The sequence below is a fragment of the Mesorhizobium sp. C395A genome, assembly GCF_030323205.1.
Lineage (GTDB): Bacteria > Pseudomonadota > Alphaproteobacteria > Rhizobiales > Rhizobiaceae > Mesorhizobium.
The window spans coordinates 1,081,078-1,092,757 of the sequence record NZ_CP100473.1 but is presented as its reverse complement, the minus strand read 5'-3'; the positions used below and the strand labels follow the sequence as shown (position 1 = coordinate 1,092,757).

Sequence of the window (11,680 nt, the reverse complement as noted above, 5' to 3'; positions counted from 1 at the left end):
ACTATTGCCCACCGGTGCCGGTCATTTGGCCGGCGCGACATTCGCCCGCAATGCCGCCAGCACCTCGGCGAACTCCGCCAGCCTGTCGTCCGGCAATCCCGCGCGCAGCCGCTTGTCGAAGATGAGAGCCGCCGCCCGCAGCTTCAGGAACATCGTTTCGCCCGCCTGCGTCAGCTCGACCAGATGAACCCGGCGGTTGTCCGGATCGCGGCGGCGCGTCAGCAAGCCTTGCGCCTCCATGGCGTTGAGATGGTGGGTGAGCGTGGCGCCCTGGATGCCGATCATGCCGGCAAGTTCGCGCTGGTTGGCAAGCTCGCTCGACTTGACCGAAAGCAAGGTCAGCCACACCGGCAGCGTGCCGCCGGCCTCGACCAAAGCGGCGTCAAAGGCCTGCGCCACCAGCTTGGAGGTGCGCGCGAGATTCATGCCGATTGGCGGACGGTCAAAGGGAGTCATGCGCCGACAGTAGAACAAGGCGCCGAGCGATGGAACGCGGCATTATACATTGACATCGAACCATTTGATATCTAACTATCATGCGTGTCGATCTACCGAGTTCGTATCATCCTGCATTCGACAGGGATCCGAGGACGGGCGGCGGGCAAGGAGGAAGCGGTCATGCAATATGTCTACATCGTCGTTATCGGCCTTCACGTCATGGCCGGTGTGTTCTGGGCCGGCACCACCATCACGCTTGCCCGCGACCCCGAGATCAGGGCGGAGCGCTTTATCGGACCGCAAATGGGCTCGGCCGGCATGGTGTTCGTGACCGGCGCCCTGCTCTGGTATTTCTTCCACGGCGCCTATTTCGGCTCGATGGAAATGGTGTTGGCGCTAGGCATCCTGGCCGCCTTCGCCGCTGCCGGCGTTCTCAGCAAGACCAGCCGGCAGCTTGCCGGCGCGGACGTCGCAACGGAAGCAGCGCTGCGCACCAAAATGGCCCGCGGCGAGCGCATCGCCGCCTGGCTGCTGGTGCTCACCGTGCTTTGCATGGCGACCGCCAGGATGATTTGAGCCCTGCCGCACGTCGCCTCCCGGTTGAAGAGCATTCCGCATCGTGCGTCGCCTGGCTCTCGGCTCGTGGCGTACGCGGCGCGCAGTTCGGACGGATGTGCAAGGTGGCTCTCCGCACAGAGGTTTGGCTGCGCGCCACCCATCACTTTGATCGATCGAGTTGCGCCCGCCGGAAGGGTGAGATCGAGCTTTGGAACAAGCCGTAGGCCGGCTTGTAGGCTCAAACGCGCAAGCCGAACCTGATGCCGTCATAGATGGCGGCATGGATGTTGCGCGAGGCGACCGCATCGCCGATGCGCAACAGCACGAAGCCGCCTTCGGGATTGCGTGAAGGAAAAATATCGCCGCCGCCGACCAGCCGCTCGTAATCGACCGCGCCGCCATTTTTCGACAGCGGTTTCAGCTGGAGATAGAGATCGTCGAGCGGCGCCGTGCCGTGCTCGACCACCAGCTGGTCGACCCGCCTTTCGCCACGCCAGCCATCGGCAAAGTCGGAGGCGAGTTCGGCGACGAGCTGGTTGCCCTCGCGCCGCACCGAGCGCAGCCTGGTGTTGATGGTGATGGTGACGCCCTTCTCCTGGAAGGCGCGCATATAGGGCACGTGGTTCATGCCGCCCATTTCGGGGGCGAAGAAGCGCTCCGGCGAGACCAGCTCCAGCTTCGAGCCGGCATTGGCGATCAGCTCCGCCGCGCCCATGCCCTGATGGCCGCCATTGTCGTCGAAGAGCAGCACGTTCTCCGCCGGCTTGACGCTGCCGGCCATGATGTCCCAGCTCGACGTGACGAGATTGTCGCCTGATGTTAGCGGCGGGTTCTGCGGCAGGCCGCCGGTGGCGATCACCACCACATCGGGCGACAGCGCCAGCACTTCGTCCTGCTCGGCCCATGTGTCGTAGCGGATCTGGACGCCGAGCCGGTCGAGTTCCGCCAGCCGCCAGTCGATGATGCCGATCAGCTCCTTGCGGCGCGGGTTCTGCGTCGCCAGCCGAATCTGGCCGCCGGCCTGACCGGAGGCTTCGAGCACCGTGACATGGTGGCCGCGTTCGGCCATGACGCGCGCCGCCTCCAGCCCGCCGGCGCCGGCGCCAACGACGACGACTTTCCGCCTGGGCCCTTCGGTCTTCACGATGATATGCGGAATCTCGGCCTCGCGGCCGGTCGCGGCATTGTGGACGCACAGCGCCTCGCCGCCTTCATAGATACGATCGAGGCAATAGGTGGCGCCGACGCAAGGCCGGATCTCGTGCTCGCGACCTTCCATGACCTTCTTGATGATGTGCGGGTCGGCGATATGGGCGCGGGTCATGCCGACCATATCGAGCTTGCCGGTCGCGATGGCGTGGCGCGCCGTGGCAACATCGGAAATCCGCGCCGCATGGAAGGTCGGGAATTTTGTTGCCGCCCTCACCTCGCCGGCGAAATCGAGATGCGGCGAAGAGCGCATGCCGGCGACCGGGATGACCTTGGTTAGTGCCGCATCGCTCTCGATCGAGCCGCGAATGATGTTGAGGAAATCGACCTTGCCGGAACCGGCCAATCGCCGGGCGATCTCAACGCCCTCCTCCTTCGACAGGCCTTTGTCAAAATCCTCATCGGCGACCATGCGGATGCCGACGATGAACTTCTCACCGACGGCCGCTCGCACGGCATCCAGCACCATGTCGGTGAAGCGCAGCCGGTTGTCGAGCGAACCGCCGAACTCGTCGTCGCGATGGTTGGTGGCCGGCGACCAGAACCCGTCCATCAGATGGCCGTAGGATTCGAACTCGATGCCGTCGAGGCCGGCCGCCTGGCAGCGCTGCGCAGCCGACGCATAGTCGGCGACGATGCGCTCGATGTCCCAGTCCTCGATGGTTTTGGGGAACGCGCGGTGCGCCGGCTCACGCACCGGCGAAGCCGACAGCACCGGCAGCCAGTCGGCCTTGTTCCAGCCGGTGCGGCGACCAAGATGGGTGATCTGGATCATCACCTTGCAGTCATACTCGTGGCAGGCGTCCGCCAGTTCGGCCAGCCAGGGCACGATGCGGTCGTCATAGACATGCAGATTGCCGAACGCGGCCGGGCTGTCGCGCGAGACGATCGCCGAGCCCGCCGTCATGGTCAGCGCCATGCCGCCCTTGGCCTTTTCGGCGTGGTAGAGCCGGTAGCGCTGTTTCGGCATGCCGTCCTCGGAATAGGCCGGCTCGTGGCTGGTCGACATCACCCTGTTCTTCAGCGTCAGGTGTTTGAGCTGGTAAGGCTGGAGAAGCGGGTCGTTGCTGGTCATCATCTTCCTGCCATTCCAATTTGTGTCGGAGCAGCGCGTGCTGCTCCAGTTCTTGTCTTAAGCATCGAATTTATTCGAAAATCGCTGCACACTTTTCGGTCCGGTGCTAATGAGCGCGGAAATCCCCAGGAAAACCGCGATGATCGATACCAAAACCCTCACCCAGCTCGGCGCCCACGTCGAGACGCCACAGAGCCCGGAGACCGCGGTCTTGGAGACCGTGCCGTTCCAGCGCGGCGACGGACCGCCGGCGATCGTGCGCTTCACCTGCCCGGAATTCACCTCGCTCTGCCCGGTCACCGGACAGCCGGATTTCGCTCATATCGTCATCGACTACGCACCCGATACCACGCTCGTGGAATCGAAGTCGCTCAAACTGTTCATGACCTCGTTTCGCAACCATGGCGCTTTCCATGAAGACTGCACGGTGATGATCGGCCGCCGCATTGTGGCGGCAACGAAGCCGCTGTGGTTGCGCATAGGCGGCTATTGGTATCCGCGCGGCGGCATTCCGATCGATGTCTTCTGGCAGACCGGCGCTCCGCCCGAAGGCGCCTGGTTGCCCGACACCGGCGTTGCCCCCTATCGCGGAAGGGGCTGAAGCTATTTTGCGGAACTTTAGCGGGACAGCGCCCCCCTCTGTCCTGCCGGACATCTCCCGCACACGGGGGGAGATTGGCCGCCACATAGGCTTTAGCTAATCTCAAATGATGCGGAGCGGGCGAGACGCTGGAACTGCTGATCTCCCCCCGTGTGGGGGAGATGTCCGGCAGGACAGAGGGGGGCGCGAAGGATCGCAGGCGCTGATCCTCAATCAACATTATTCGCACTGGTACTGGCTGAGCGCCCATTCACCGGTCACCGAAAGCAGATCGGATATCTTCCAGTCGCCGTCGACTTTCCTGAATTTCCATTCAAGGCGATGCGGGTTGCCGGCGACGACGAAGGCGACAATGACCTTGGCCTGGTCGCCATTGATCGCTTCGAGTGTCTTCAGGCTCTTATCGATCTCGGTCTTGTCATAGTCGGCATTGTCGAGCGCCATGTTGGGGTCGAGACATTCTCCCTGCCCGGATGTGCGCAACGCGTCGCTCTTGTCGAGAACGGTTTTTGCCGGGTCGATGAAGTGGCTGCGCTGCGCCGGATCGATCTCCAGTCCCACCTGATCGTAAAATGGCCGCACCACCGCCGTCGGGGATCCCGGCAGAATGGGTGCGGCCGGTGGGGCGTCGGCCGGCGGCCACCCAACCGGCGGTGTCGCCGGTTCCACCGCTGTCCCGGGTGGATTTGCGGGCGGTGCTGCGCCGGCCGGTGCCGTCACGGCCGGCGCATTGGCTGGCGGCGGGCCCAACAGGCCTTGTGCTGCGGCTGCGCTCATACCCACCGCCAGCACGCACATGGGCGACAGCGCCAAGGCAAGACGGCGGAGCACGGGATCACTCCGGCGCTTTGTCGGGCATGCATTCCAGCGCGCTCAGCGTCCAGCTGCTGGTCTTGGAGGTAATGTCGGCGACCTTCCATTTGCCGTCGATTTTCTTCAGCGACCACAGCATTTCGCGTTTGGAATCATCGCCTTCCGCAAAAAGGCTGAAGGTGGCGGTGACTTCGGCCGTATCGCCATTGACGGTCTCGGCCAGCTTCAATGTCTTGGCAATCGACTTCTGGTCGAAATCCTGGGCGTCAAGGCCGGGATCGAAGTCGAGGCAGGCGACTTCGTCGGGCTTGTTCTTCGTTGCCTGGTCGTTGAGATCGAACAGCTTGGTCACCGGCTCGGTGAAGCGGTCGCGGTACTTTGCGTCTCCCTCGAATTTCACTTCAGGCACATAAAAGAACTTGACGGCGTTGGAAGCCGGCCCGGCCAGCACTGTCGCTGGCAAGGCAATAGAAAAGACAGCGGCAAGCACTATCGGTTTCATGCAGGATCTCCGGACGTTTGGCGGCAAGGTGCAATACCAGACATCCTGCATATCGGTTTTTTTGCGGCTCATGAAGCCCCGGCTGCACCGTCTCAGCCATCAAGCCAGACGTTCTGCAGGTCCATCTCGAAGGTCTGGTGGACGCCGTAGTTCTTCACCTTCTTGTTCATGTGGCTGTAGAGCTTCTGCCAGAAGGGTTGAATGATGACGCCGGAATCCTGCAGGATCTGCTCGACATCCTTCATCACCTCACGCCGCTTCTCCACATCGATCAGCGACAGCGCCTGCTTCAGCTTGGCGTCGAAGTCCGGGTTGGAATAGGCCGATTCATTCCAGGCCTCGCCGGTGCGATAACCAAGCGCCAGGACCTGGACGCCAAGCGGGCGCATGTACCAGATGGTCATCGAATAGGGATATTTCGTCCAGTCGTTCCAGAAGGTCGAGCCCGGCAGCACCGTGCGCTTGACCTTGATGCCGGCGTCGCGCAGTTGGCCGGCAATCGCGTCGCCGGTGTTCTTCTGCCAATCGTCCTCGACGGTGATCAGCTCGTGCTCGAAATCGGCCTGCCCAGCGTCGGCCATCAGTTTCTTGGCGCCGGCCGCGTCGCGCGTCTTCTTGGGCAGCGCGAAATATTCAGGATGGATAGGGCTGACATGGTGGTTTTCACCGACCGTCCCTCGCCCGGCATAGCCGAGTTCCAGCACCGCATTGTTGTCGACCGCCATCTGCAGCGCGTTGCGCACCCGCTGGTCGTCATAGGGCTTGTGGGTAACGTTCGTGCGGGCAACCAGCGTGGTTGCCGTCGCAACCTCGGACTTCTCCAGCCCCATCTTATCCAGGATGTCGATGAAGTCGGCCGGCGTCTCGAAATTGAGGTCTATCTCGCCGGATTCGAAGGCGTTGATCGAAGCGTTGAAGTCGGTGCCGTAGTCGATGAACTCGACGCTGTCGAGCGGCGCTTCACCACCCCACCACTTGCCGTTTTCACGACGCTTGACCACCGCCTTCTGGCCGACATCGTAGGAGACCAGTTCGAACGGGCCCGTGCCGATCGGCTTCTTGACCGGGTCGGCGCCTTCGGCGTCGAAATTGCGGTGGACGACGAGCGCGGGATAATCGGTGAGGTTCGGGATCAGCGAAATGTCGGGCGCGCTGAGCGTCAGCTTGACCGTATTGTCGTCGACCTTGGCGATCGCGCCTTCCCTGGCCTTGCCCGACTTTTCGTCGATCAGCCCGCCGACGCGAGCGGCCATGGAGTTGCCGGCGACCTTCTTCTCGCACCAGCGGGTAACATTGAAGACCACGTCATCGGCGTTGAAAGCATCGCCATTGTTCCAGGTGATGCCCTTGCGCACATGCAACGTGTATTCCGTGGCGTCGTCATTGATGTCCCAGCTTTCGAGCAGCACTGGCTCGAAGGTGAATTCCCTGGTGTAGCGGACCAGCGGCTCCAGCCAGCAGCGCGAGATGTTGGCGAGTTCCACCCAGTCATAGGTGCGCGGATCTTTTTGGGCCTTGACCGACATCGATATGTGCAGCGTGCCGCCCTTCTTCGGCTCCTCGGCAAAAGCCTGTCCCGGCGCGGCAAGGCCGATCATGCCGTAGGCCAGCGCCGTCGATGCGCCGAACGCACTTGCCAATGCAAGAAACTCGCGCCGGTCCATACGGCCAGCACGCGTCTCTTGCGCCATCGCCTCGATGGCCGTTGGCACGCGATCGCCATTGCTTTTGAAAACTGTCATATCTTTCTCCCTTGCGGTTCCCATCGGGTCTTCGCCCGTTATCAACTCATTCGTCGTTCTCTTAGCTAACGCTGTCGGGCAGCCTCTGTTCGCGCTGCGCGATAAAGTCCCTGAGGCCCTCGGCAATGCCCTCATCGAGTTTCGGCTCTTCATAGTCGGCCAGCATGTTGCGGGCTTTCTCGCGGCCGCGCGTGTCGTGGTCCTTCGCCCCTCCAGCCTTCCATTGTTCGTAGGAGTTGAAATCCATGATGGTGGGCATGAAGAATGCCGACTCGTAATGATCGAGCGTGTGCTGGGTGCCGAGGAAATGGCCCTGCGGCCCGACTTCGCGGATCGCCGCCATGGCCTCCTTGAAATCGTCGAACGGCAGGCCGCCGGCATATTTATACCAGCCGACAAGCTGCTCGCAGTCGGTGGCGAATTTCGAATAGCCGCATGTCAGCCCGGCCTCCAACCAGCCGGCGGAGTGCCAGATATAATTGGCGCCGGCGAGGATGGCGGCATGCATCAGCATGTTGGATTCATAGCCGGCCTGGGCGTCGTTGAGCTTGGAGCCGACATGGAAGCCGGAGGTTCGCCAGGGCAGTTTGTATTTCCGCGCCAGCGCGCCCATCAGATACATCATCTGGGCGGCTTCCGGCGTGCCGCCCATCGGCGCGCCGGTCTTCATGTCGACCGTCACCATGAACTGGCCGTAGATTTGCGGCGAACCCGGGCGCAGCAGCTGGGTGAAAGCGACGCCGGCCAGTGCTTCGGCATTGACCTGCGCCACCGCGCCGACGGCCGAGGCCGAAGTCGATGCGCCGCACAGCGCAAAGGGAGCCAGGATCAGCGGCTGATTGCTGCGCGCATAGACCTTCATCGCGTCCAGCATGGTGGCGTCCCACACCAGCGGCGAGTTGCAGTTGGTAATCGACACCAGGACCGGGTTGTCGCGGACGAACTCCTCGCCGAAGACGATGCCCGCCATCGCCATCGTGTCTTCGGCGCGGTCTTTGGAAGTAACGATGCCCATGAACGGCTTGTCGGAATGCTTCAGCGCCGAATGGATGATGTGGAGATGCCGTTTCGGCACCGCGATCTCCATCGGCTCGCAGATGATCGAACTCGACGAATGCAGCGCCGGGGCCATGTAGGCGAGCTTGTGGAAATTGTTGAGGTCTTCAAGCGTGCCATAACGCCGGTTGTTGTCGAGGTCGCGCACGTAAGGCGCGCCATACATCGGCGCGAAGATGGAGTTCTTGCCGCCGACGCGCACGGTGCGCTCGGGATTACGCGCATTGAGGGTGAATTCGGACGGAACCTTCGCGACCAGTTCCATCAGCAGGCCGCGGTCGATGCGGACGCGTGTCTCGGACACGTCGGCGCCCGCCACCTTCCACATGGCGATCGCCTCGTCGTCGCGGAACTCGCAACCGACCTCTTCGAGGATGGCGAGTGACTCCTGGTGGATCAGTTCCACCGCCTCGTCCGGGACCATCTGGTAGGTGGGGATCTCGCGGACCAGCGTCGGGAACGAGGTGACGGGGGCGCTCCTCAGCGCCTTGCGTCCGAGGCGACCGCCGCCGCGGCGGTGGGTTTGCTCGGTCAGTTCAGCGGCCGGTGCGTTCATGGAGCCTCCTCATTCCGTCCAACCAAGTTAGCGAGAGGAAATATGGATGTGATGCTGGAAAATCCTGATCTCTTGTATAAGCTCAGCTTATGCGAAGCCTGCGCCACCTCCTGCCCTCGGCCGGCAGCCTGATCGTCTTCGAGGCGGCGGGCCGGCTGTCGAGCTTCACCGCTGCCGGGCGCGAGCTCGGCATGACGCAGGCCGCCGTCTCCTATGCGGTGCGCGGGTTGGAGGAACAGCTTAGCGCGCAGCTGTTCCAGCGCCGCCACCGCCAGGTCGTCCTGACAGAAGCGGGCGAACGCTTCCATGCCGACGTCTCGCTCGGTCTGTCGCATATCCGCAAATCGGCCGAGGATCTGCGCCTGCAGGCGAGCGGCGGCCATGTCACGCTGGCGGCGTCGACCGCCTTCGGCTCGTTCTGGATGATGCCGCGCCTGCAGCAGTTCCGCGACGAACTGCCGGGCATCGACTTGCGCATCCAGACCGCCGACCGTGATCTCGACATCATCGCCGAGGGCATCCCGCTCGCCGTTCGCGGCGGCGAACCGCGCGACTGGGCCGATTATCATTCGCTGCCGCTGGCCGACGAGGAGATTTTTCCGGTGGTTGGCGCCAGCTATCTCGCGAAATTCGGCATGCCAAGGAGCGTCGCGGAGCTGGCGACGCATCGCCTGATCCACCTCGAGGAGCCCTACCGCGAGGCGGCTAGCTGGGACGAATGGTTCCAGTCTGCGGGCGGCAGGCTCGACAACACCGCGCGCGGCCTGCGCATCAACGATTACGGCCTCGTGATCCAGGGCGTCATGGAGGGCCAGGGCATCGCGCTCGGCTGGCGGCATCTGGCCGAACGGCTCCTGGCGTCGGGGCTGCTGGTGCCGGTGACCGACCATGTGCTGAGAACCGGCAAGGCGTTCTATGTGGTTTGGCCGAAGAACCGGGAGTTGAGCGAGAATGCGCGGAAAGTCAGGGACTGGCTGGCGGCGCAGGCTTGAAATCGGTTGCAGCGTAGTCACTATCGCGGAGTTCCTTCACACCCCCCTCTGTCCTGCCGGACATCTCCCCCGCAAGGGGGAGATTGGCAGTTCATATGTCGCGTCACCCTTCAAGCATTGGAGATTGGCGAAAGCCGTCGTGACATCTGATCTCCCTCCTTGCGGGGGAGATGGCCGGCAGGCCAGAGGGGGGGTGCTGTCCCGCTGGCGTCTCCAATGTCCGGCATTCATTGAAGCCTTCCGCACACCCTTCGAATCCGCCTATAATACCCCCATGCCCATTCGCCAGCTTTCCGAAACGATGATCAACCAGATCGCCGCCGGCGAAGTCATCGAGCGTCCGGCGAGCGTGGTGAAGGAACTGGTCGAAAACGCGCTCGACGCCGGCGCCTCCCGCGTCGAGGTCGTCACTGCCGGCGGCGGGCTGAACCTGATCCGCGTCACCGATGACGGCTCCGGTATCCCCGAACAGGAACTGGCGCTGGCCATTGCGCGCCACTGCACCTCGAAACTTGCCGACAACATTCATGATATCCGCTCGCTCGGCTTCCGTGGCGAGGCGCTGCCGTCGATCGGTTCGGTGGCGCGGCTGTCGATCCGTTCGCGCACGACCGCAGGCGTCGCTGCCGCCGAGATCGCCATCGAAGGCGGCCGCGTTTCGGCGGTCAAACCGGCGGCGGCCAATCGCGGCACAACGGTCGAGGTGCGCGACCTGTTCTTTGCCACGCCGGCGCGGCTCAAATTCATGAAGGGCGAGCGGGCCGAAAGCTCGGCCACCAGCGACGTGGTCAAGCGCATCGCCATCGCCTTCCCCGCCGTGCGCTTCACGCTGGCCGGCTCGGACCGCTCGACGCTGGAATTGCCGGCGACCGATGACAGTACGGAGGGCAGCCTGCGCCGCGTCGCCCAGGTGATGGGCGCCGAGTTCCCCGACAATTCCATTGCCATCGATGCCAGTCGTGACGGCGTGCACCTGACCGGCCACGTTTCGATCCCGTCCTTCACCCGCGCCAACGCGCTGCAGCAATACGCCTATGTCAACGGCCGTCCGGTGCGCGACAAGCTGATCGCCGGCGCCATTCGCGGCGCCTTCGCCGATGTGCTGCCGCGCGACCGGCACGCGGTGTCCGTGCTGTTCCTGACGCTCAATCCGGCGACCGTCGACGTTAACGTCCACCCGGCAAAGGCCGATGTTCGCTTCCGCGATCCCGGCCTGGTGCGCGCGCTGATCGTCGGCGCCATCCGCGAGGCTCTGGCCAATGCCGGCATCCGCGCCGCCACCAGCGGTGCCGCCGGTATCATGGCGGCGTTCCGGCCGGGAGCGGCCTCCTACGCCCATGCCGGCCCGGCCAACGGCCATCGCAGCTACGACGCGGCCCATCGCGCATCGGGCTTTGCCGGGTTCGACCGCTCGCCGCAGCGGCCGCTGGATATGGGATTTGACGGCGCCGGCTTCCGCGAAAACGACCAGGCTGCATTCGATGCCGGGCCGCTTGTCAGCGCCGACGCGCGTGCAGGCACGGCCGAGCCGGCCGAGACGCTGCTTGGCACAACGCTCGGTGCTGCGCGCGCGCAGGTGCACGAAAACTATATTGTCGCGCAAACCAGGGATTCGCTTGTCATCGTCGACCAGCATGCGGCGCATGAGCGGCTGGTCTACGAAGCCCTGAAGAATGCGCTGCATTCCCGGGCCGTGCCCTCGCAGATGCTGCTCTTGCCGGAGATCGTCGACCTGCCGGAAGAGGATGCCGAGCGGCTGGCCGTGCATTCCGAGACCCTGGCCCGTTTCGGCCTCGGCATCGAGCGTTTCGGCCCCGGTGCGGTGGCGGTGCGTGAGACGCCGTCCATGCTCGGCGAAACCAATGTCCAGCAATTGGTGCGCGACCTTGCCGATGAGATCGCCGACAACGATACCGTCGAGACGCTGAAAGAGCGGCTGGACAAGATCGCCGCCACCATGGCCTGCCACGGCTCGGTCCGCTCCGGCCGCCTGCTCAAGCCTGAGGAGATGAACGTACTGCTGCGACAGATGGAGGCGACTCCCGGCTCCGGCACCTGCAACCACGGCCGCCCGACCTATATCGAACTCAAGCTCGCCGATATCGAGCGGTTGTTCGGAAGGCGGTGAGCACAAGCCA

At 63.7% G+C, this 11,680-nt stretch carries 10 protein-coding genes; 4 read left to right on the top strand and 6 right to left on the bottom strand.

The window, feature by feature from the left end; translation table 11 throughout:
* Positions 1 to 21: 21 nt before the first annotated feature.
* The gene (locus NLY37_RS05375; protein WP_023672921.1) at positions 22 to 426 is read right to left on the bottom strand and encodes a MarR family winged helix-turn-helix transcriptional regulator; all 405 of its coding nucleotides are present in this window, start codon (positions 424 to 426) and stop codon (positions 22 to 24) included.
* 192 nt (positions 427 to 618) lie between these two features.
* Here NLY37_RS05375 and NLY37_RS05370 point away from each other — a divergent pair, with 192 nt between their 5' ends.
* Positions 619 to 1,014 (top strand): hypothetical protein, encoded by a 396-nt coding sequence (locus tag NLY37_RS05370; protein ID WP_031246707.1) that lies wholly within the window; start codon positions 619 to 621, stop codon positions 1,012 to 1,014.
* A gap of 220 nt (positions 1,015 to 1,234) precedes the next feature.
* Here NLY37_RS05370 and NLY37_RS05365 read toward each other — a convergent pair whose 3' ends face one another.
* Positions 1,235 to 3,280, bottom strand: a complete 2,046-nt coding sequence (locus NLY37_RS05365; RefSeq protein ID WP_286442822.1) for an oxidoreductase — start codon at positions 3,278 to 3,280, stop codon at positions 1,235 to 1,237.
* A gap of 139 nt (positions 3,281 to 3,419) precedes the next feature.
* Between NLY37_RS05365 and queF the strand changes: the two genes are divergently transcribed.
* Positions 3,420 to 3,881 (top strand): preQ(1) synthase, encoded by a 462-nt coding sequence (queF, locus tag NLY37_RS05360; protein WP_023672924.1) that lies wholly within the window; start codon positions 3,420 to 3,422, stop codon positions 3,879 to 3,881.
* Positions 3,882 to 4,100: 219 nt separating this feature from the next.
* On the opposite strand, the gene NLY37_RS05355 is transcribed toward queF, so the two are convergent.
* The 4 genes from NLY37_RS05355 to NLY37_RS05340 all read right to left on the bottom strand — a co-directional run bounded on the left by NLY37_RS05355 (position 4,101) and on the right by NLY37_RS05340 (position 8,550).
* On the bottom strand, positions 4,101 to 4,712 hold the full coding sequence (locus NLY37_RS05355) for a hypothetical protein (RefSeq protein WP_031246708.1): 612 nt from the start codon (positions 4,710 to 4,712) through the stop codon (positions 4,101 to 4,103).
* A gap of 4 nt (positions 4,713 to 4,716) precedes the next feature.
* The gene (locus NLY37_RS05350) at positions 4,717 to 5,196 is read right to left on the bottom strand and encodes a DUF3828 domain-containing protein (protein ID WP_023694426.1); all 480 of its coding nucleotides are present in this window, start codon (positions 5,194 to 5,196) and stop codon (positions 4,717 to 4,719) included.
* A gap of 92 nt (positions 5,197 to 5,288) precedes the next feature.
* Positions 5,289 to 6,938: an ABC transporter substrate-binding protein gene (locus tag NLY37_RS05345; RefSeq protein ID WP_023698003.1), complete on the bottom strand. Its 1,650-nt coding sequence runs from the start codon at positions 6,936 to 6,938 to the stop codon at positions 5,289 to 5,291.
* A 61-nt stretch (positions 6,939 to 6,999) separates the two neighbouring features.
* Positions 7,000 to 8,550, bottom strand: a complete 1,551-nt coding sequence (locus NLY37_RS05340; protein WP_023743435.1) for a trimethylamine methyltransferase family protein — start codon at positions 8,548 to 8,550, stop codon at positions 7,000 to 7,002.
* An 89-nt stretch (positions 8,551 to 8,639) separates the two neighbouring features.
* Between NLY37_RS05340 and NLY37_RS05335 the strand changes: the two genes are divergently transcribed.
* Positions 8,640 to 9,542: a LysR substrate-binding domain-containing protein gene (locus tag NLY37_RS05335; RefSeq protein ID WP_023671586.1), complete on the top strand. Its 903-nt coding sequence runs from the start codon at positions 8,640 to 8,642 to the stop codon at positions 9,540 to 9,542.
* Between the two features lie 274 nt (positions 9,543 to 9,816).
* Positions 9,817 to 11,670: a DNA mismatch repair endonuclease MutL gene (mutL, locus tag NLY37_RS05330; protein ID WP_023742947.1), complete on the top strand. Its 1,854-nt coding sequence runs from the start codon at positions 9,817 to 9,819 to the stop codon at positions 11,668 to 11,670.
* Positions 11,671 to 11,680: the final 10 nt, after the last annotated feature.